Genomic DNA, 21,629 nt, shown 5'->3' with positions numbered 1-21,629 from the left:
TAGGATAAAGAAACCTTCTAATTTTTATGGTGTGATTATGAAATATAGTATTCCTAAATATGGAATATACGTATAATAATAGAGAGGAACTAGAAATAGGGGTGAATACTATGATTACATTAGAACAAAAGCTAGAGCAATATATACATGCATATTCACAGTTAAAGGGAGAACTAAAATGGAAAACGAGTGATTCTCGAACAGGAATGATGATTGCTGCTATGTATGCAAGTAGTGATAAATTGCTTGATCTCGGACGTTTTTTAGAAATTAGTAGTTATATTAAGAATGAGGTAGGGATGTTTTCATACTTAAAGTCTTATCATCGCTTTGTAGTGGCCGCAACATTAGATATTCACTTTACAGATTATAAGAAAGCTTTTCGAGAGTTTTTAGACTTATATGAACAATTGGTCGCTGGTGGCTTTAGCCGCAGTATATTTACTTATCTTGCAGCAGCTGTGCTTTTAACAGAAGAAAATGAACAGCATAGCACGCACATTCAGCGTTCGATGCAAGTATATAAACGCATGAAAGAGGATCATCTTTTTCTTACAGGTACAAATGATTACCCGCTCGCGGTTTTACTAGCAGGACAATCAGAGAATGTAGACAAGCTTATGGACCGAGTGGAACGTCTTTATAAAAAACTAGCGGAAGCTGGTCTGCGTAAAGGGAATGATCTTCAATTTCTAAGTCATATCCTTTCACTAAAGAAGGATGTCCGTGAAGAAATGTTAGTTGCAACATGTACAAACATATGGAAGTTATTAAAGCAAGAGAAGGTAAAAGTGAAACAGATGCATTATCCAGCTATCGGGCTACTAGCGTTACTTGAGGATGGAGAAAAAGAGATTCATTCTGTTAAAGCGTTGATTGAAAAATTGCAGGGAGAGAAATTGTTCCGTTGGCATACAGATACGAATATTCTTATTGCTATTCAACTATTCGTAAGTCAAAAAGGTGAGGAAAGTAAAGCTACCAACACAGGTTTACAAACAATGATAGAAGTCCTCATACAAGCACAACAGGCAGCTATGGTGGCCACGATTGCCGCTTCATCTGTAGCAACTTCTTCTGCTAGTAGTAGTTCATGATGTGTAACTGCTTATGCTTTTGTAAATTATAAGTCCTTTGATAAGGATGGTTTAAAAAATATTACTAAAAAAAGTCCGTCACTTTCTAATGAGTGATGGGCTCAGACTGTAGATAAGCTATTTTGGAGAGTCCAGATGCTAAAAAATAGTTTGTCTTTTGCTTTATGCAAGATTTATACGTAGTGCTTTCTATGCTACAACTTACTATAAGTGAGGAAGGTATCTTATGAAAATATCTGTTTATGTTGCAAGTGCATTTAGTAAGGATCATAAAGGCGGAAATAAAGCAGGAGTGGTATTTATTGAGAATTCATTGACCACTACTCAAAAAATGGCAATAGCCAAACAACTGGGTTATGCGGAAACCGCATTTATATCAGAATCTGAAATTGCTGATTATAAATTTGAGTATTTTACACCAAAAGAAGAAGTTGATTTATGTGGTCATGCTACAATTGGCTCTTTCGCGATACTGATGCATTTAAATAAACTCTTCAGGAATCGCTATACAATTGAAACAAACAGCGGTGTTCTTACTATTACCATAAAAGATGACAGCATATTCATGGAACAAAACAATCCGATATTCTATGATGTTGTATCTCCAAACGAGTTCATCGACTGTTTTGACATGAAAGCTATAGATAATAAATATCCAATTCAAATTGTCTCCACGGGCTTAAAAGATATTTTAATTCCTATAAAAAGCGAAACACGATTACATGCACTGCAACCTAGTTTTGAAAAAATTAAAGAAATCAGCAAGTATTATAATGTTGTTGGGATGCATCTATATACTTTTAATGACGATCGAATTATATGCAGGAATTTTGCGCCACTATACGACATTAATGAAGAAGCAGCGACTGGAACTTCAAATGGTGCATTAGCTTGCTACCTTCATGAACAGCACAACTTGCAAAAAGAAGTCTATGTATTTGAACAAGGTTATTCTTTGGAATCGCCTTCTGAAATATTAGTTAAATTAGCAACCAATAGCAAGAATGAAATAGAAAAGGTTTATGTTGGCGGCAAAGGCTATTACTGTGAAACTAAGTGTTTAAATGTAGAAAATATGGAGTGAAAATAAAAACAACGAATAAAAAGGTTGAGAAAATACTTTCTCAACCTCGGACTGTAGACAAAGTATTTGATTATTCGATGCTTTGTCTTTTTTCTTTGTAATATGAGGGCACAGATGTAACAGAAGAAAATTACAAGCTTACAAGAAGAGGTTGAGCAGGATAGAGAAAAATGATTGGAAAAGTCCTTAAAAAGAAAAAAAGGAAGTGATTTAAAAGTAAAAAAGACGAAAGTAAGTACGACAGATAATGAGAGTGTTTTTTTGTTTTTACATAATCAGCATTATTTTTTCAACTGCTTCAAATGTTTAAGTTGTGTAACAATCATAATGCTAATAACAACGAGTAAAAACCATGAGCTAATTTTGCTTAAGTGAACGAGATTCCATACTTCTCGTTGATTTGGATATTGCCATGCTCCGAAAAATGTTGCGATGTTTTCGGCAATCCAAATAAAGAATCCGATAAGGAAAAAGGAGAGAACGAGTGGCATTTTATATGTAACGCCTCGTAATGAAAATTCCACAAATGTGCGAAAGAAAACGATGAATAAAAGTAAAGTTAATACCCATCTAAAATCGTATATGAAATGGTGGGTGAAAAAATTGAAGTAAATCATTGCTCCTAGAGGTATTGCAAAAATAGCTTTCGGCCAATGATACATTTGTAAATGCATTCTTCTCCATGCTTGGCATATGTAACTCGCGACACTCGCATACATAAAACCGCTGTAAAGTGGAACTCCAAAAACCTTTGAATACGCCTCTTCAGGATAACTCCATGAACCGAAATGTACTTTATATATTTCAAGTAAAAGACCGATGAGATGGAAGACAGTAATTACTTTTAATTCGTCTTTCGTCTCAAGTCCAGTCTTATACATAAACCACTGCATAAGAAGACATACGATGAGTATGAAATCATACCGATATAAACCTGGAATCATTATGAGTTTTGAAAGAGCTAGTGTTAAAAAAATGACGACTGGGAATAAGCAAGATAATGCTTGCTCGTAAGTGAAATGTAGTAGTTGTTTTATATAGAACATTGTGTCTCCTTCGATGTTTTTTGTTTGAAAACGAAAAATAATGACTAAGTATACTACAATTTAAAAAATAAACCAGTAGTTTATTTTGCATGTATTTGTAAGTTTTAGAGGGGAATTGTAATAAATATTTTAATATGTAACAAAGTAAAAAATAGTTTGCTATTTAAAAAAAGTGGGGATATAATATCTAAATGAAAATGATAATTATTATCAATATTAATTATAAATAAAAAATAATTATAAAAAACAACTGGATATAAAGGATGAAATGAAACATGTTACATAAGTCTACTATACGTGCTGGCAATAACCGCTGGATGCATCTTAAGTTTATATGTTTTATGAGCTTAACAATTATATGTTTAATTGGATCTATATTTTTGGCCGTTGCATTTGGTGCAAAGGATATTCATTTGCAAACGGTGTGGGCAGCGGTTTTTGATTACAATCCGAAATTAACACAGCATCAAATCATTTACGAATTAAGGCTCCCAAGGGTAATTGGCGCAGCAGTTGTAGGAGCGGCTTTTGCAGTAGCTGGCGCTGTTATGCAAGGAGTAACACGAAATCCTTTAGCTGATGCAGGTGTGCTTGGCATAAATGCAGGTGCGATGTTTGTAGTAGCACTTAGTTTTGCCTTTTTCCCGCATATGCCGTATTCCTCTTTGATGGTTGTTTCCTTTATTGGAGCGGTTTTAAGTACAGTACTCATTTTTATTATCGGATCAGCAACAGCAGGCGGATTAACACCGATGAGGTTAACGATCGCTGGGGCAGTTATGGCAGCACTTTTACATTCATTAAGTTCAGGTGTTGCAATTTATTATGACTTAAGTCAAGATTTAGCGTTTTGGTACGCTGGTGGTGTTGCAGGAGTTAAGTGGGAACACTTGAAATTTTTAGTTCCTATTATTTTTATAACGATTGTTTTTGCGACAGTGTTAGGGCGGTCTATTTCACTCATATCAATGGGGGATGATGTTGCTACGAATTTAGGTGTGAAAACGAATCGAACGAGGATACTTGGAATGATTATAGTAGTTATTCTAGCAGGTGTTTCTGTTTCAGCTGTTGGTTCTATTGGATTTGTAGGACTCGTTATCCCGCATATTGCTAGAAAAATAGTTGGTGTGAATTATCGACTCATTATTCCTATGTCAGCATTATTAGGAGCTATGTTATTAGTTTTAGCTGACCTAGGGGCAAGAACAGTAAACCCTCCTAAAGAACTTGCGATAGGGATTATGGTAGCTCTCATTGGAGTTCCGTTTTTCCTCTATATAGCACGTAAAGTTGGGAGGGAGTTGTAAGTGAAGAAGATTTTAAACACAGATAAGAAGAGAGTTATTACTGTAACTACAATATTTGGTTGTATTGGTATCGCTGTCATTTTGCTTAGCTTAAATACGGGGACACTTAGCATTGCACCGCTCAAAGTAATTCAAACGCTTTTCGGTTATGGTGATTTTGAGAGTGCAACCGTGCTATACGATTATCGTATGCCAAGAATTATAATCACAATGTTAGCTGGTATTGGCCTTGGGATTTCCGGTGCAATTTTGCAAGGGTTATCAAGGAATGCGTTGGCCGATCCTGGTATTCTTGGATTGCATTCAGGTGCATCTTTCGGGCTAATTATATTCGTTACTTTCTTTCATTCTATTAATGAGAATGCATCGATTTTAATACCGTTATTTACATTTGGCGGGGGAGTGCTAGCTGCATTTTTAATTATTATACTTGCGAATGATCGGTCACAAGGTCTACTTCCTATTAGACTTATTCTCGTTGGTATTGCTATTTCAGCTGGATTTAGTGCGATTTCGTTATTTTTCTCTCTCAAGTTAAATGATGAGACATATACATTCGCTTCCAGATGGTTAGTTGGTAACGTGTGGGGAAGGGATTGGATTCATGTCCTTGCATTATTACCTTGGATTTTCATACTAACTCCGTATGCATGGCTAAAATCTAAAACGTTAAATGCATTGTCACTAGGTGATAGTGTGGCAGCAGGACTTGGTGTTTCTGTTCAAAAAGAACGGTTATTCCTTTTAGCTACAGCGGTAGGATTATCTTGCGCGAGTGTATCAATGGCAGGAGGGATTGGTTTTATCGGTTTAGTTGCTCCGCATATTGCAAGAAAGTTAGTAGGTACTACCTATCAACATTTCCTTCCACTGGCTGGTATTATCGGAATGATTATTTTAGTACTAGCAGATACGATAGGTCGTTCTATATTTGAGCCAAATTCTATTCCAGCTGGTGTAGTAGTGGCCGCATTAGGAGCACCGTATTTTCTTTATTTACTTACAAAAACAAAATAAATACTTCAAAGAGGAGAACATATGAAAAAGAAACTTACTATTTTATTTAGCATCATGTGTATTTTAGTATTAGCAGCATGTGGTCAAACGAAATCTAATGAAGAGGCAACGAAAAAAACGGAAAAAAGTAATGACCCAAAAATTGCTTCAATGTCTATTCATTTAACAAATGATTTACTTGCATTAGGAATTACACCAGTAGGTTCTGTAATTGGTGGAGATTTAAAAGATTTCTTACCACATGCAAAAGAACAACTGAAAGATACGAAAAAACTTGGTGTTGTAACTGATCCGAATATGGAAGCATTACTTCAATTAAAGCCTACTGACATTTATGTGGATGAAAAATACGCGGGTAAAGATGTAGCGAAATACGAAAAAATTGCAAAAACACATACTTTCAATTTAGATGAAGGTACGTGGAGAGACCATTTAAAACAAGTTGGTAAACTTGTAAACCGTGAGAAAGAAGCGGATCAATATATTCAAGATTACGAAGAGCAATCAAAACGAGTAAAAGGTTTAATAGATAAAGAGCTAGGTAATAACGAAAAAGTAATGGCAATTCGCGTTACTGCAAAAGAATTACGTGTATTTAGTACGAAAAGACCGATGGGACCAATTTTATTCCAAGACTTAGGATTACAACCTGCAAATGGTGTAGAGAAAATCGATGGAAACCGTCCTTTCGAAGTCATTTCACAAGAAGTATTACCTGACTTTGATGCAGATGCTATTTTCGTTGTTGTAAACAGAGATGATAAGGCAAAAGCTGCATTTAAGCAACTTCAAGAAACACCAATTTGGAAAGACTTAAAAGCTGTTAAAGGCAAACACGTATATATTATCAATGACCAGCCATGGCTTGACTATTCTGCTTTAGGTAACAAAATGGCAATGGATGAAGCGGAGAAAATGTTTACGAAATAATATAGTTTTGCTATTAGGAAAGGCCCTCTAAATTTGGAGGGCTTTTTTATTGTTGTTAGAATAAACAGGAAATTATACAATAAAGTTAATTTCGTGTAGAGGAGATGTGCCAATGTCAGCGCTTATTGTATGTATCCCGTTTATAACGCAGTTTATGGAACAAGGGGATAAATAGGCTAAAATAAGTATCCCCGTTATTAAAAAAGGGGGAGTTTGAAATGACAATGAAACTTTTTCAAAATAAAACGATGAAATTAACAGCTATGAGAGAAAACGATGCTGAAGTAATGGCTAAATGGCAAGAAGATAGTGAGTATTTAAGAAATGTCGATACAGATGTAGCGTTTCCACAATCGTTACAAGAAATAGTAAGTGATGGGCTATTAAAGGGACGGAGATCGAATAGTGTATCTTTCATGTTGAGGACAGTTCAAGATGATCGCTTAATTGGTTTTGTTGCAATTCATGGCATAGAGTGGAATAACAGGACGGGTTTATTAGCAATTGGTATAGGAAATGCAAATGATAGAGGGAAGGGATATGGAAGAGAAGCGATCCACCTTATCTTAAAATATGCTTTCTATGAATTGAATTTACACCGTGTCGGTCTGGATGTTATTTCTTATAACAAAGCTGCTATTGAGTTGTATAAAAAAATGGGTTTTCAGATGGAAGGCTGTATGAGAGAAGCGGTTCAAAGAGATGGAAAGTGTTTTGATCGTATCATTATGGGGATATTGCGGGATGAATGGATAGAGCTGCAAGATTAAAAATGCATTCTTATATGTGTAATATGCAGGAGATAAAACGGTAATTGGCGAAAATTTACAATGTACTGATTGAACTTATAAGGAGTTATGCAAAATGAACTTAGAAAAAGCAAAACCAGTAAATGAAGAGGTCGCTGAATTAAAGGAGTTAATTAAAGAATTGCACGGAAGTGTACATCAATTGCAAAGCGAAGTGCAGCAACTAAGGCACGAAAGACCGGTTGTTGAAGTGCGAAAAGGTGTTCAATTATCACCAACAATTATCGGACAAATTGGCGGTATGATATTAGGTGGGTTAGCAATTATCGGTATATTTTGGTGAACGAAAAAAGGTATGCAGTTTAGCGCTGCATACCTTTTTTGTTGTCGTTATTTGTCGGTAAATCGATATTCTCTGTCGAATCGTCGATATACTTAGAAAATCGTTGATATATTCAAAGAAACGATCGATATATTTTAAAAATCGTCGATATAATTTCACGCACTATAGCTTTTACATTAAATAACGTAAATATATATAAGCATGTGATAATAGTAATGCAATGATTGTTAACGGCAAACCAATTTTTAAGAAGTCCATATAAGAGAAGGCATGTCCTTCACGTTTTGCAATACCAGCAACGACTACGTTTGCTGATGCTCCGATTAACGTTCCGTTTCCTCCTAAGCAAGCTCCAAGTGATAATGCCCACCATAGTACTTCGATTTGCGGAGAATCGACAGATAGTCCGAGCCCTGTAGCTAAATCTTGAATAAGTGGGATCATCGTTGCGACAAATGGGATATTGTCAATTGTCGCAGAGGCGATGCCTGATACCCATAATATAAGTACGGCAGCGAAACCGATATCCCCGTTTGTTACGTCGAGTACTTCTTTTGCGAGTGAAGAAATAAGTCCGATATCAATTAATCCGCCAACGAGAACGAATAGTCCAGCGAAGAAGAAAATAGTTACCCATTCAACGTGGGCAAATACATCTTCAATATCATGTTCTTTCACGCCGATTAGCATAAGAAGTGTAGCGCCTGTCATCGCGATAACGGCAGCGTCTACGTGAATAATCGAATGAAGTACAAAGCCTAAAATAGTTAGTCCCAAAATCGTGATTGATTTTAAAAGGAGGCTTTGATCTTTAATATAATCTCTTTCATTTAATGCCATTAATTTTTCGATTTGCTCAGGTGTTGTCTTTAGTTTGTTACGATACATGAAGTAAATAATGCCAAGTGTCACGATAGAAATAATAATTACGATAGGAGCTAAGTTAAGTAAAAAGGCATTAAAGTCTAAATGCTTATTTGCTGATCCAATCATAATATTCGGTGGGTCACCGATTAATGTTGCTGTTCCGCCTATATTTGAAAATAGTACTTCTGAAAGTAAATAAGGAACAGGATTTACTTTTAAAATACGTGTAATGGATAGCGTAACAGGTACGATTAATAAGACGGTCGTTACGTTGTCCAAAAATGCAGAACCGACAGCGGTTAATAGGGATAGTAATAGTAAAATGCGGATTGGTTTGCCGCCAGCTGCCTTAGCTGCTTTAATAGCCACAAATTCAAATACGCCTGATTGACTTGTAATATGTACGAGAATCATCATCCCAATTAAGAGGGTGATCGTTTCCCATTGAATATGTGATGTGAAAGCAGCGTGTAAATCTACAATTCCAAAAATAATCATAATAGCAGCACCGAATAGTGCAATTACAGCACGATTCAATTTCTCAGAAATAATAAATCCGTACGTGACTAAAAATACGGCAATTGCAAAATAATATTGCCAATTTGCTACTTCATGTGCTGATTGTTCCAATCATGTCACCTTCTTTAAAGTATGTATTCAATTGTAAACATGCATCCTTCTGCATAATTTATATTGTAGCAAATTCAAAAAAGAAAGAAAACTATTTAACAAAGTGAAGGAAAAAATGATGATTTTACAGATTTTCCGAATAGGAAAGCCCACTACGGTGCGATAGTACCCCCTTTAGGGGTGGATGATAGTGAGTTCAAATGCGATGTACAGATAAAATACCGAAAGTATGTTCTGTACATCAAGTATTTGAAATGGTATAATTTTCATAACAGACAAGTAAAAGTCTCTAAAACAATCTTGTTCTCTGAAAACAGAATACATATGAGGTTGGAGTAACAAATTCTTCTGCTCCGTAAAATGTATTGAGTCGTCAAGTACAAGACGCTAAAACACATTTGAGAACTCACAATCTGACTCGTTTGGTAATAGAACGAGTGCCGTATCTGCTAGATGCACTGGATACGGAGTGGTGATGGCACACCGCAATCTTGCACGTCAGCGATACTAGAAATAGACGTCGCCTTTGGTAGCAAGAATCCCATTGACGTTAGTCAGCTTGCGGCTTTAGCCGTGGGAGTGTCAAATATGATATAAAAAAATGAAGAAACACAGTGCAAATTATTAGGAAAAGTGGGCGTTGTCCTCTAATATAGAGATAGCAATTTACATTATTTTTGCGTAAAATGGTTTAAAGAGGTGAATTCCGATGGAAATAGTAAAAGATAGTTCTCTTATTCAAAATGAAATTGAACGTTTTGTAAATAAAGATGTATATATTCATTTAGAAACGACGAACGGAGCGTACGCGTCACACTTTAATGAAAAGATGATGACAGTTGGAGCATTCATTCGAAATGCAATTATTCGCTTTGAGCGCGGGAAAATAACTGGAACAAACCCATACCGAGTTGGTTTAAAGATGGATCACGGCTGGGTATATGCTGAAGGTATTACGCACTGGGAAGTAGACGATAAAGATCGTTTATTACTAGCAGGGCATGATAATCAAGGCCGTTTAGCAGTAGCGCTTGAGTTAAGCTTAACGCCATTTAAGTAAGAAGGAGGGAAACTTATGGAGAGACATGTACTTGTTGTATTTCCGCATCCAGATGATGAAGCATTTGCGGCGGGAGGAACAATTCGCTTATTAACAGATCAAGGAGTACCTGTAACGTATGCGTGTGGTACTTTAGGACAAATGGGACGTAACATGGGAAAAAACGTGTTCGCTAACCGTGAAACGATTCCAAATATCCGTAAAAAAGAATTGAAAGATGCATGTGAAGCGATGGGGATTCAAGACTTAAGAATGCTTGGTTTCCATGATAAAACGTTAGAATTTGAAGATGTTGATTTCGTAGCAGATAAAATTGAAGCGATCATTCAAGAAGTAAATCCATCTCGAATTATTACATTTTATCCAGAGCACGGCGTACATCCAGATCATGATGCATTTGGCCGCGCTGTCGTTCGCGCTGTATCACGTATGTCAAAAGAAGAACGTCCAGTTATTCATGCGGTTGCGATTACGAAAAATCGCGAAGCTGTACTAGGTGAGCCGGATGTTGTAAATAATATTAGTGAAGTATTCGAGCATAAATTAGCTGCACTAGGTGCGCACCGTTCGCAAACAGAAGCGATGCTTGAAGAAACGCATGTAAAAATCAAAAACAAAGATGCAGCAACATTAAAATGGCTGCAACTGGAACAATTTTGGACTTATAAATGGGAGTAGACTAGAAGGGAACCTTCTAGTAGCTCTTACATAGAAAAAGCGCCGTCACTTGTGACGGTGCTTTTTTGTGCCATTAACAACATTAGCATCATCCTTTGTAAAAGATAGGAGAGCTTTAGCTACTTTCTTACTAGAATAAGAATTTTATAAGAAAGTTATTTGGTTTTATCATTATTTTAAACAAAAACAGCAAATAAATAATGTAATATAATAATTATTTATTGAAAAACGATAAACAACATGGTATTATCAAATTGAAAATTAGTAAGAGAGTTGCTTTTTATGAAATGTAAAACGAATGTTATGTATTAAAAAGAAATTGATAGAAATTAGTAAAATTATATATTTTAATAATGAAATAAGAAAAGGAAGTTAGAGCATGATTCATAAAACAGTAAAGAAAGTTATCTTAATTGCAGGTGGTTTGTATATTACTTATTTAGTAGGTGTAGTCACTTTAGCGGAATCGATCCCGTATCCTACATCTCAGCAACTTAAAGAAGCTGAAAAAGTAGTTGAACGCTATGTAGGTGAAAATAATGGAGTGAAAATGATAACTACATCTAGCAGCTTCACGGCTGAGATGTTCGATCGTACAATTCATATTGAAGGGAATTCAAAAGAGAATCCAAAACAAATATTTCGAATGGATTTAGATCAAGTTTCTAGTGAAAGTGAAAAGATAACCGAAAAATCGATAAATAAAATTTGTAAATCAAATGATGCAGGAAAGAAATTTTCGTGTGCTGATGCTGAATAACTAAAGATAGGAATGTGTAGCAGCATAGTAACGGTTGATAACTACTATTCAAGTTAAATAGGAAAAAGCCTCGCAGGGGGGCGAGGCTTTAAAACAGGGTATTAAAAATTATCGGTTCATTAAGAATAATTTCTTTTGAATAAACTAATTTTAGCATGAAAACTTATATATATGTGTTACGAATTTATGAACGAAAAATCAATGATAAGAATATAGAAAAGATAATAGTGTATTTGTAATCTATATCATTACATAAAGTTAGAGTGGAGAAGAGAGTATACTTTTTGTATGGTGTAATAAAGATATAGCCCGCCTACAGAAATAGGTAGGCTATTTTTTATAAAGAAAAGACAACTTAAGGTTAGAACTCTTGTTAAGAAATAGGGTGAAAACAAGAGCTTTTAAGGAGAGATAAGGTTGTTCAACAGATAAAGATATCGTATTTGAAACACGTGATTATTCGTGGGTTAAGTTATATTTTTGATAAAAAATCTTTAAAAAGCATTACAATTCCTAGAAGAGATAAGACTTCAATCGAAAACCAAAATACACTTTTTTGAGGTTTTTTAAATTCCATTATTATGGAGAAAAATAAAAAGATAGCAATGAGAAAAAAAATTAAGAGACGAAGTATATCAAACATCAATAGCACTCCTAATAGTTAATTTGTTTCACTATATAGTTATTTCCAATATTACAGAATTTAAGAAGCGACTAATTAATATTAAAGCAAAAAGTTCTCAGAATCCATGAATTAAAAATGAAAAAATTTGAGCCACTGAAAACAGGGGGATTATATATTAATTAGTTTAGCGATTGAAAGAGTAATTTTTTAATCTTGTAAATGTCTGGTTAGTTCAACTAAACAATTAGTGGGGGATAGATACCCCTCTTAATGATTAGAATTTCACTTTATTTGTTTTCTTTTTTATATAAAGCCTTAGAACTGGAATTTAGTAATGGTTTATAAGAAACATATATTTTGAATTAATTAATAAAATAATATATATTTATATCGATTTAATGATTTTAGTTTTTTTAAAATGGGGAAATCGATATGAAGGTTAAATTTGCTGTAATAAAAGATGAGAACTTTGATTGTAGTTTATTGGAAAGAAAATTAATGAAAACTTTTAAAGAAGTAGATTGTGAAGCAGATATTGTAAAGGTTGAGGATGGAATTTTTGAAAACAATGGTATACAAACGCATTTATTAGAAATAACCATTTATGTTACTGGAAAAAATATTGGGTATAGGTCTGTTTCCGCCAGTATATTTATTGTTCTAGAGAGTTTATCAATGGAACTATTTCGTATTACTATTAGTATACAGTAAGCAGCTAACAAAGTAGACTCTTCATAAAATCATACTGACTATATTGAGTTAGTAAACATGAAAATGGTGATGAAAACAATAGAAATTATCTTAGGTGCTCTCGTATGCTGGAGAGCACCTTGTTTGCTGTTACATAAACAAGGGATTCCTTTTCTATATTTAATTTATCCTAACGCTAATTTTAATATAGAAGCATGGAAACATAATTAGATTGTACAAATAATTTGGTGCGCACATATACGAAATGTATTCACCGGTAAAAGGGTTGTCTCATAATATATATAGATTTTTCTATTAAGATGAACAGAGGGTGTGAATATATGGAAGATGTTTATGCTAAAATTGACAGTCTCAAGACGGAGCAAAAAGAAATGATGAGAGACATTCGTGCTTTAGAAACGCGTACCACTATTAATGAGAAAGACATAGCAACAATTAATAAGCAATTAGAAAAAATAAGTACAAATACAACTTGGATTTTGCGTATTATTATTAGTACGATAATAATGTCAGTTTTAGGATTGATATTAAAAGGGATGATTTAAAAGAAAGAGGGGAGCTCCCTCTTTCTTTTATGTAAATAAGAAGCTATACATTTTCCGTTTCTTTTTCATCTGCATACTTATCCTCTAAGGAAATTAATAGAGGGATTGATATAGTTACAAGAATGATTAAAGTGGTGATAAAAGATTTAGAAAGAGAAAAAGAACCTTCAATTAAAGGTGATAAAAACTTGAATGAAAGTATACTTGTTAGTAAGGAAATTACTAACAAGCTAAAAAGAGATATATTTTTATTCTTTATAGATGTCTCTATAAAGTCTTTAATACAGGTTATTACGACAAATATAGTTAATATGATAAGAGAAACAAAATAATGTGTTACATTCGTCATACTAATAGTAGGGTCGTCTATTATGTAAGCAAGTAACTTAGATACTAATATTCCTCCAAACAATAAAATAATAAAAGCAAGTAATCCTTCCGATATATAAGTGCTGAAATTGTCTTTCTTGTTAAAGAAGTTGTAGTTCAGAGTAGATTGGATTATTTGAATCAGGAATAGGGTAATAATCCATACATAATATACAATTGGTAATTCTCCTGAGAATAGAGAGATTAGGAAGTTTAATATTGTCCTTAAAATTTCAATCATTACGAAAGGCCTCCTGTTTGTAAGCTTGGCGAAATTAGAAATATGCTAGTCTATCGTTTAATAATTAGATCTATTGATTCAAACTATTTCTAATTATTCCATAAAAAAGGTGGTTACTTCAAGTTATCTCTTTAATAAATCTGCCAAGGCCGAGTACTAGAAAAAGAAACACAATATGTAATATAATTGAAAAAGTATATTTTAAAAATCAATGTTAATATTACCCTCCTATAAGTATTAACATACGTAATTGAGGTGTTTTCTTTGTTGTTTTATGATCGAATTTCTATAATGGCCCCTCCTGTTCCGTAGCTAAAGAAAGTCTTTTTATTTCTGAGATTTTCAAAGTTATAGGAGGGTATGAAAAATGAAAAAAGTCTCAGTACCATCACTTTTGTTAATGATTATTCTTGTCGCATTTCCGCAAATTAGTGAAACAATCTACACACCGTCTTTACCGGATATTTCAAAGGCGTTACATGTAAGTAATAATGAGGTACAGTTAACACTTAGTGTGTATTTTGCTGGATTTGCTTTAGGTGTATTTTTTATTGGATGGCTATCAGATATAATTGGTCGTCGCCCAGCGATGTTATTTGGAATTGTTGTATATGGCGTTGGGAGTTTCTTATGCTTTATTGCAAATTCCATTGAAGTTTTATTGGTAAGTCGTTTTATTCAAGCGTTTGGAGCAAGTGCAGGATCAGTTGTGACACAAACGATTCTACGTGAAAGTGTAGAAGGGCATAAGCGCCACGTTATGTTTGCTCAAATTTCGGCAGTTATTGCTTTTACACCAGCGATAGGACCGTTAATTGGTGGCTTTCTTGATCAAATGTTTGGATTTAAAATAGTATTTTTAAGTTTAGTAGTTATGAGTATCGGTATTTTTCTGTATACGTTTGTTTCTCTTCCAGAAACAAAGACGGACTCAGTAACGAATAAAATAAATGTGTTTTCAGTCTTAAAGAAGTTAATTACAAATCCGAAAGTAGTAACGTATGGGCTATTAGTTGGAGGAGCAAATGGTGTTTTATTTAGCTATTATGCAGAAGCACCGTTTATCTTTATTGAATACTTTCAATTATCGCCTAGTATGTATGGATTTTTAGGAATTGTTGTTGCTTCTGCTTCTATTATTGGAGCGAAAGTTTCAAAACGATTGCTTGCTACTTATAAACCAGAGAAAATTATATATATCGGTTGTCTCGTAATGACAGGAGGAGCTATCCTTTTATCTGTTATTACGTTTGTTGGATCAAATCCGAATGTAATATATATGGTTGTATTTTTAGTAGCGATGTTTATATTGCTATTAGGAATCGGAGTAGCGCTACCTAACTGTTTAAGTTTAGCATTAGTAGATTTTCAAGATGTTATTGGTACAGCAGGTGCATTGTTTAGCTTAGGGTACTATGTAATTGTAACGATGACAATTTGGGGAATGAGTCAGCTGCATACGGGCTCGTTACTAGTGATGCCACTTTATTTTCTAGCTATAGTCGTTATCATGACAGTGTTTACTAAAGTGTTTATTTTAGGTAAACAAACTTCAAAAACGATTTAAATATGTAATGGTAAAAGGGTCTCATTAAAAATGAGACCCTTTTATATTTTATCCCGCTGTTTTGAGGCAGTAAGATTTCTGCCTCAAAATTAGATTAAAAAAGTTAGTAGTTTATTAATATATTAAATTTCTGGTTGGTATATGAATCGGACGCGTGGGAAATTACGTTATCAACTATAACGATTGAAGTACATGAGATGTGAAACCGAGGAAAAAATGCTCTCCTCGGTTATTTATACTGTAATAATATTCATACCGGAATCATATTGAATAGATGTATTTTATTGTTAATTCAGTTGAAATTCAAACGTAATCATGCATATTAATTTATTGAAAAAATAATTGAATTTTTCAGATTAATGAATTAATATAAGGTAAGTAATTTTAAGATTTATAGAATATTGGAAGATGAAAGGTTTTGAGAATTTTATAAGAAGCAATAAAAACGATTTTAGGATAGCTTTAAAGCTAGTGTAAAATGACGTTTGCTTCATCATTTTCAGGGCCGAAAAGAATTAGGGGAAAGCATCTTGTTTTAAAATGCGGCTATGAATCATCTAAGAGGGGGAAGTGAAGTGACAAACAAAGAATTGAAAAGAGGTTTAGAAGCACGTCATATTCAAATGATAGCTTTAGGCGGAACAATTGGTGTTGGTTTGTTTATGGGGTCAGCCAGCACGATTAAATGGACAGGTCCGTCGGTTATGCTTGCTTATGCAATTGCAGGTATTTTTATCTTCTTCATCATGCGTGCCATGGGAGAAATGTTGTATATGGAGCCAAGTACAGGTTCATTTGCGACATTCGGTCATAAGTATATTCATCCGCTAGCTGGTTATATGACAGCGTGGAGTAACTGGTTCCAGTGGGTTATCGTTGGGATGTCAGAGATTATCGCGGTTGGGGCGTATATGCAATATTGGTTCCCTGACTTACCAGCTTGGATACCAGGTGTAATTGCAATGGTTATTCTTGGCGCAGCTAACTTAATTTCTGTTAAGTCATTTGGTGAATTTGAATTTTGGTTTGCGATGATTAAAATTGTTACGATTCTATTAATGATTATTGCGGGATTTGGACTTATTTTCTTTGGAATTGGTAACGGCGGAGAAGCGATTGGCATATCAAATCTTTGGTCAAATGGCGGTTTCTTTACAGGTGGTTTTTCTGGATTCTTCTTTGCATTATCACTTGTAGTTGGAGCCTATCAAGGTGTGGAATTAATTGGTATTACTGCTGGTGAAGCGAAAGATCCGAAGAAGACACTTACAAGAGCGATTCAAAGTACAATTTGGCGTATTTTAATTTTCTACATTGGTGCGATTTTCGTTATTGTAACTGTATATCCATGGGATCAATTAAGTACAATTGGTAGCCCGTTTGTAGCAACTTTTGCGAAGGTTGGTATTACGGCAGCAGCTGGACTGATTAACTTCGTTGTTATTACAGCGGCAATGTCTGGTTGTAATAGTGGTATTTATAGTGCTGGTCGTATGCTATATACGTTAGGTGTAAATGGACAAGCACCGAAATATTTCACGAAACTTTCTGGAAATGGTGTACCTTTATTCGGTACAGTTGGCGTAATTATCGGTTTAGCGGTCGGTGTAGTTCTAAGTTATATTGCACCAAAAAACTTATTCGTATATGTATATAGTGCGAGTGTACTTCCTGGTATGGTACCATGGTTTGTCATTTTAATTAGCCAAATTAATTTTAGAAAAGAAAAGGGAGCAGAGATGAAAGATCATCCGTTCAAAATGCCGTTTGCTCCTGTTACAAACTATTTAACAATTGCCTTTTTAATTATGGTATTAATCGGAATGTGGTTTAACGATGATACGCGCATTTCACTAGTTGTAGGTATTATTTTCTTAGCTATCGTTACAATTAGTTTCTATGCTTTCGGAATAGGGAAGCGAACTCCGTTAGACGTTCAAAATGATCAAGAGATTTCAAGTAAATAAAGATAGTAAAAAGTCCGATTTCTTATTTGGAAATCGGACTTTTTGTTATTAAAACTTTTCTAAAACGATCTTCCCAATTGTACTTCCGCTTTCAAGCAGGGCATGTGCTTTTTTTACATTTTCAGCGTTAATTGGTGTGAATGTTTCATTTAAAGTAGTCTTTAAAATGCCTTCATCTAGTAGTTCGCTTACTTTATTTAATAGTTCGTGTTGCGTAATCATGTCTCCAGTTTCATACATCGCTTTTGTAAACATAAATTCCCAAACGAGTGTAGCACTTTTACTTTTTAAAATGCCCATCTCAAGAGGGTGTTCATTTTCTACGATAGAGCAAATTTTTCCTTGTGGTTTAATGAGGTCACATATTGCTTGCCAATGTTGATCTGTATTGTTTAGGCAGAAAATATAATCTACATCTTTTAGCCCAAACTCTAATATTTGTTCTTGTAAAGGTTGGTGATGGTTAATGATATAATCGGCACCGAATTTTTCAACCCAGTGTATCGTTTCATTGCGGGATGCAGTTGTGATAACATTTAGTCCGGCCCATTTCGCAAGTTGAATGGCAATTGAACCTACACCACCAGCACCGCCTATAATTAAAATGTTTTTAAAGGAGTTCGTATCTTTCTTATTATAATCAATACCTAAACGTTCGAATAAACCTTCCCAAGCTGTAATAGCTGTTAACGGAAGTGCTGCAGATTCAGCATCACTTAACGTTTTTGGTTTTTTACCAACGATTCTTTCATCAACGAGGTGGTATTCACTATATGTACCTTGTCTCGTAATGCTTCCAGCGTAAAACACTTCATCGCCTTCTTTAAATAACGTACAACTTTCGCCAGTTTGTACAACAACACCACTCGCATCCCAGCCAAGTATTTTCGCTACATCTTCTTTTTTCTCTTTTGGAGATCGAACTTTTGTATCAACTGGATTAACGGAAATAGCGTTAATTTTAACGAGTATATCTCTTCCTGTGGCAACAGGTTTTTCAACTTCCATATCAATTAAACTGTTTTCTTCTTCAATAGGTAAGTATTCATGTAAACCAATTGCTTTCATTTGTATTCCCTCCATTAAAGTAAGAGTCATTTACTCTTTTATTATAGTAGGTGGAGTGTCATTATGTAAAAAAGTTAAGTCCCTTCTATTTTGTAAAAGGCCTGTTTCAGCATCATGTAGTACCGTGTAACTGGAGAGGATCCGCCATCGTTTTGATTTTATAGGCGTTGGATGAAAGTTATACTTATTTTTCCAGTGTACCTTGCAATGAACAATACCAAGTGTTATATTATACTTATGGTTACTTATTATAAAACAGTACTGAACAATAAATAGTAGTGAACATCAATTAGAATAGGGTGAATGAATATTGAATGTACAATTTAAAAAAGGAGTTTTAGAACTTTGTGTTCTTGTCTTACTTGATAAGCAAGACCGTTATGGGTATGAATTAGTTCGAAGTATTTCCAATCGAATTGAAATATCAGAAGGGTCTGTTTATCCTCTATTGCGTAGATTAACTAAAGAAGAATATTTTACAACGTATTTACAGGAGTCTTCAGAAGGTCCCTCAAGGAAGTATTATACGCTGACGGATAAAGGTAGAACGTATTTGTACCAACTTTTGAGGGAATGGAATGAGTTCTCACAAGGTGTCAATCAATTAATAAAAGAAGGTGTAAGTAATGACGAAAAATGAATTTTTACAACAATTAAATGCATCTCTAAAAAGATTATCTGAAAAAGAGCGTGCAGATATTTTAAAAGATTATGAAGAACATTTTACTTTCGGATTAGAGGAAGGGAAAAGTGAAGAAGAAATTGTAGCTTCATTAGGTTCTCCAGCTCAAATCGCCAAAGAGTTATTAGCAGATTATCATATTGAGAAAGTAACAACAAGTGCAACAACAGGAAATGTTTTTCGTGCAATTTGGGCAGTAATTGGATTAGGTTTTTTCAATTTGTTAATCGTACTTGCACCTGCAATTACATTAGCGGCATTGATTTTTTCAGGTTGGGTTCTAGGTATCTCATTTTTAGGTGCACCATTACTTGTTTTAGTTGATACGATTATACATCCAAATACATTCTTGTTATTTAATCTTTTCATTTCTTTAGCACTTTGTGGACTTGGATATTTCATTGTTATTGCTATGTTATTTTTAACGAAGCTAGCAACGAAAGGATTTGTTCGTTATTTAAAGTTCAATATAGCACTAGTAAAAGGTGGTTTGAAGCATGATAAATAAGAAGAGTTTCTCAATCATTGCAGGTATTATTTTCATTATTGGTATTATCGGAAGTTTATTCACTTATCGTTCAATTGCTGCGGTACCAATTTCAGAAGAAAAGGTCATTAATAATAATGTGTCAAGCGTCATTATCGATACGAATAATGTTCGTGTTAACATCAACCCTACAACAGGTAGTAACGTGAAAATAAAATTAGATGGTGAGGTTAATCCAAACGTAAAAAGAACATTAGCTACGGATGAGAAAGATTCAACGCTTCTTATTTCTTATAAAGAAAAACAACAGAGTTGGTTCAACTTTAATATTTCTGAAGTGTTGGCGCCATTAACATTAAATGTGTATCTACCTGAAAAACAATATGAATCATTAAAAGTTTCCAATAATAATGGCTACGTTTCTGCTAAAAAACTAAACGCAACAAATTTTAATATCAATACAAGCAATGGACGTGTTGAATTAAGAGAAATCAATTCGCCAAAAATTATTGCGGAAACAAACAATGGAATTATGGATTTCAAAGATGTATTGGCACAAAATATTCATGTGAAATCGAACAACGGACGAATAATGCTAGACCATGTTGAAGGTGAAATAGAGGGGCAAACTAAAAATGGAAGTCTTACTCTGAAAACGAATGAACTGGATCGAAATCTCAATTTTACGACTCACAATGGAAAAATTAATATTGAAACTGAAAAAGAACCAACTAATGTTCAATTTAATGTTTCTGTTGACAATGGCAGAGCGAATATCCTTGATAAATATAATGGAAATACGGTTATTGGAAAAGGAGAAAATGTAATTAAATTAAACACACATAACGGAAATATTACAGTGGAAAAACAATAGCATATCTGCCAAATTTAAACTACAAAATTATTGAAGGTGATTATGAAGTGGTACCTGGTGTTCGGTTATTGTATACACCAGGACATTCTCCAGGACATCAGTCATTATTAATTGAGACGGAAAAAAACGGTCCTGTACTATTAACGATTGATGCATCTTATACGAAAGAGAATTTTGAAGATGAAGTGCCGTTTGCGGGATTTGATTCGGAATTAGCTTTATCTTCAATTAAACGTTTAAAAGAAGTTGTGGCGAAAGAGAAACCAATTATTTTCTTTGGCCATGATATAGAGCAGGAAAAGGGTTGTAAAGTGTTCCCGGAATATATATAGTGCAAAAAGTCATGAGCTTACGTGCTCATGACTTTTTCGGTTAAATAATTTTTTTGAATAAGTTATAAACCTTTTTTGAGCTATCTTCATTTAATTGATAGTACTTGAGGTTTACATCATCAGGAGTATCTTGCTGAGCAATCATCACTTCGCTACTGTGATGATCAACTACCCATATGAAATATTTTTTATAAGTTCCATCTTCGAAAGTAATCCACATATCACAATCTATTAAATCTGATCCTTCTTCATCTAATGTTAATTTTCCTTTTTTTGCGGTATCCATACTATTAATAAACGTTTTTAATTCATCTGTTTTTGTGAGGAAGAGATCTTTTTTTGTTTTAATGGATTCGACATGTATATCTTTTATTTCCTGTTTTCCTAAAAAGACAGGGGGCTCATTTGAATCCCTTTGAGTGGAAATAATAGTAGCTTTTTTCTTGGGCTTATTTGCTGTATAGAGATCTTGAATAGATTTTCCAGAGTTTATAAACCATACGATTCCACAAATAATCAATGTGCTACAAAGCAGTAAAATAATTTTCTTAATAGAATATTCTCCTCTCTATTACTTCGTATGAAGAGTT

22 protein-coding genes and 1 pseudogene are annotated in these 21,629 nt (G+C 34.1%); 18 read left to right on the top strand and 5 right to left on the bottom strand.

The genetic code is table 11. The features are described from left to right. Positions 1 to 59 precede the first annotated feature (59 nt). Positions 60 to 1,097 (top strand): DUF4003 domain-containing protein, encoded by a 1,038-nt coding sequence (locus MR147_RS11800; RefSeq protein ID WP_139302734.1) that lies wholly within the window; start codon positions 60 to 62, stop codon positions 1,095 to 1,097. Positions 1,098 to 1,323: 226 nt separating this feature from the next. Continuing rightward, positions 1,324 to 2,181 (top strand): PhzF family phenazine biosynthesis protein, encoded by an 858-nt coding sequence (locus tag MR147_RS11795; protein ID WP_074607073.1) that lies wholly within the window; start codon positions 1,324 to 1,326, stop codon positions 2,179 to 2,181. A 281-nt stretch (positions 2,182 to 2,462) separates the two neighbouring features. On the opposite strand, the gene MR147_RS11790 is transcribed toward MR147_RS11795, so the two are convergent. After that, complete coding sequence (locus MR147_RS11790) at positions 2,463 to 3,227, bottom strand: DUF817 domain-containing protein (RefSeq protein ID WP_074607071.1); 765 nt, start codon at positions 3,225 to 3,227, stop codon at positions 2,463 to 2,465. Positions 3,228 to 3,502: 275 nt separating this feature from the next. Between MR147_RS11790 and MR147_RS11785 the strand changes: the two genes are divergently transcribed. From MR147_RS11785 to MR147_RS11765, 5 genes are all read left to right on the top strand, one after another. Next, a complete protein-coding gene (locus tag MR147_RS11785) occupies positions 3,503 to 4,537 on the top strand; it encodes a FecCD family ABC transporter permease (RefSeq protein WP_074610829.1) in 1,035 nt (344 codons plus the stop codon). Continuing rightward, the gene (locus tag MR147_RS11780) at positions 4,538 to 5,554 is read left to right on the top strand and encodes a FecCD family ABC transporter permease (protein ID WP_074610831.1); all 1,017 of its coding nucleotides are present in this window, start codon (positions 4,538 to 4,540) and stop codon (positions 5,552 to 5,554) included. A 21-nt stretch (positions 5,555 to 5,575) separates the two neighbouring features. Beyond that, on the top strand, positions 5,576 to 6,484 hold the full coding sequence (locus MR147_RS11775) for an iron-hydroxamate ABC transporter substrate-binding protein (RefSeq protein WP_000728195.1): 909 nt from the start codon (positions 5,576 to 5,578) through the stop codon (positions 6,482 to 6,484). A gap of 218 nt (positions 6,485 to 6,702) precedes the next feature. Continuing rightward, positions 6,703 to 7,254: a GNAT family N-acetyltransferase gene (locus tag MR147_RS11770; protein WP_074610833.1), complete on the top strand. Its 552-nt coding sequence runs from the start codon at positions 6,703 to 6,705 to the stop codon at positions 7,252 to 7,254. Between the two features lie 94 nt (positions 7,255 to 7,348). Next, positions 7,349 to 7,576 (top strand): coiled-coil domain-containing protein, encoded by a 228-nt coding sequence (locus MR147_RS11765; RefSeq protein WP_001047303.1) that lies wholly within the window; start codon positions 7,349 to 7,351, stop codon positions 7,574 to 7,576. A 171-nt stretch (positions 7,577 to 7,747) separates the two neighbouring features. Here MR147_RS11765 and MR147_RS11760 read toward each other — a convergent pair whose 3' ends face one another. Beyond that, on the bottom strand, positions 7,748 to 9,073 hold the full coding sequence (locus MR147_RS11760) for an ArsB/NhaD family transporter (RefSeq protein WP_074610836.1): 1,326 nt from the start codon (positions 9,071 to 9,073) through the stop codon (positions 7,748 to 7,750). Between the two features lie 709 nt (positions 9,074 to 9,782). Here MR147_RS11760 and MR147_RS11755 point away from each other — a divergent pair. The 5 genes from MR147_RS11755 (at position 9,783) to MR147_RS11735 (ending at position 13,452) form a co-directional block, all read left to right on the top strand. Beyond that, positions 9,783 to 10,133 carry a YojF family protein gene (locus MR147_RS11755; RefSeq protein WP_000407038.1) on the top strand — a complete coding sequence of 117 codons (351 nt, stop codon included), beginning with the start codon at positions 9,783 to 9,785 and terminating at the stop codon, positions 10,131 to 10,133. Between the two features lie 15 nt (positions 10,134 to 10,148). Further along, the gene (bshB2, locus tag MR147_RS11750; protein ID WP_000439477.1) at positions 10,149 to 10,811 is read left to right on the top strand and encodes a bacillithiol biosynthesis deacetylase BshB2; all 663 of its coding nucleotides are present in this window, start codon (positions 10,149 to 10,151) and stop codon (positions 10,809 to 10,811) included. Positions 10,812 to 11,190: 379 nt separating this feature from the next. Next, positions 11,191 to 11,571 (top strand): hypothetical protein, encoded by a 381-nt coding sequence (locus MR147_RS11745; protein ID WP_074610837.1) that lies wholly within the window; start codon positions 11,191 to 11,193, stop codon positions 11,569 to 11,571. Positions 11,572 to 12,628: 1,057 nt separating this feature from the next. Beyond that, positions 12,629 to 12,907: a hypothetical protein gene (locus MR147_RS11740; protein WP_242304252.1), complete on the top strand. Its 279-nt coding sequence runs from the start codon at positions 12,629 to 12,631 to the stop codon at positions 12,905 to 12,907. Between the two features lie 320 nt (positions 12,908 to 13,227). Further along, the gene (locus MR147_RS11735) at positions 13,228 to 13,452 is read left to right on the top strand and encodes a hemolysin XhlA family protein (RefSeq protein ID WP_074606791.1); all 225 of its coding nucleotides are present in this window, start codon (positions 13,228 to 13,230) and stop codon (positions 13,450 to 13,452) included. A 43-nt stretch (positions 13,453 to 13,495) separates the two neighbouring features. Here MR147_RS11735 and MR147_RS11730 read toward each other — a convergent pair whose 3' ends face one another. Next, positions 13,496 to 14,062 carry a DUF5823 family protein gene (locus tag MR147_RS11730; RefSeq protein WP_074606789.1) on the bottom strand — a complete coding sequence of 189 codons (567 nt, stop codon included), beginning with the start codon at positions 14,060 to 14,062 and terminating at the stop codon, positions 13,496 to 13,498. 367 nt (positions 14,063 to 14,429) lie between these two features. Here MR147_RS11730 and MR147_RS11725 point away from each other — a divergent pair, with 367 nt between their 5' ends. Beyond that, positions 14,430 to 15,629: a multidrug effflux MFS transporter gene (locus MR147_RS11725; RefSeq protein ID WP_242304250.1), complete on the top strand. Its 1,200-nt coding sequence runs from the start codon at positions 14,430 to 14,432 to the stop codon at positions 15,627 to 15,629. Positions 15,630 to 16,204: 575 nt separating this feature from the next. Next, positions 16,205 to 17,596: an amino acid permease gene (locus MR147_RS11720; protein ID WP_242304248.1), complete on the top strand. Its 1,392-nt coding sequence runs from the start codon at positions 16,205 to 16,207 to the stop codon at positions 17,594 to 17,596. 48 nt (positions 17,597 to 17,644) lie between these two features. Here the strand turns inward: MR147_RS11720 and MR147_RS11715 are convergent, their stop codons facing one another. Next, on the bottom strand, positions 17,645 to 18,664 hold the full coding sequence (locus tag MR147_RS11715) for a zinc-binding alcohol dehydrogenase family protein (RefSeq protein WP_242304246.1): 1,020 nt from the start codon (positions 18,662 to 18,664) through the stop codon (positions 17,645 to 17,647). Between the two features lie 310 nt (positions 18,665 to 18,974). On the opposite strand from MR147_RS11715, the gene MR147_RS11710 reads away from it, so the two are divergent. The 4 genes and pseudogenes from MR147_RS11710 to MR147_RS11695 all read left to right on the top strand — a co-directional run. Then, positions 18,975 to 19,304, top strand: a complete 330-nt coding sequence (locus MR147_RS11710; RefSeq protein ID WP_001102641.1) for a PadR family transcriptional regulator — start codon at positions 18,975 to 18,977, stop codon at positions 19,302 to 19,304. Then, the gene (locus MR147_RS11705) at positions 19,291 to 19,854 is read left to right on the top strand and encodes an HAAS signaling domain-containing protein (protein ID WP_242304244.1); all 564 of its coding nucleotides are present in this window, start codon (positions 19,291 to 19,293) and stop codon (positions 19,852 to 19,854) included. The genes MR147_RS11710 and MR147_RS11705 overlap by 14 nt, the downstream gene beginning before the upstream one ends. Then, positions 19,844 to 20,707, top strand: coding sequence for a DUF4097 family beta strand repeat-containing protein (locus MR147_RS11700; protein ID WP_074606779.1), 864 nt, complete (start codon positions 19,844 to 19,846; stop codon positions 20,705 to 20,707). The genes MR147_RS11705 and MR147_RS11700 overlap by 11 nt, the downstream gene beginning before the upstream one ends. Before the next feature lie 5 nt (positions 20,708 to 20,712). Next, positions 20,713 to 21,039, top strand: a pseudogene (locus MR147_RS11695) (MBL fold metallo-hydrolase); the annotation flags it as partial. A 40-nt stretch (positions 21,040 to 21,079) separates the two neighbouring features. On the opposite strand, the gene MR147_RS11690 reads toward MR147_RS11695, so the two are convergent. After that, on the bottom strand, positions 21,080 to 21,574 hold the full coding sequence (locus tag MR147_RS11690) for a hypothetical protein (protein WP_242304372.1): 495 nt from the start codon (positions 21,572 to 21,574) through the stop codon (positions 21,080 to 21,082). Between the last annotated feature and the right edge of the window lie 55 nt (positions 21,575 to 21,629).

Source organism: Bacillus cereus group sp. BfR-BA-01350 (assembly GCF_022663775.1).
Taxonomy (GTDB): domain Bacteria; phylum Bacillota; class Bacilli; order Bacillales; family Bacillaceae_G; genus Bacillus_A; species Bacillus_A paranthracis.
The sequence above is the reverse complement of the archived record's forward strand: the minus strand, read 5'-3'. Positions and strand labels throughout refer to the sequence as shown.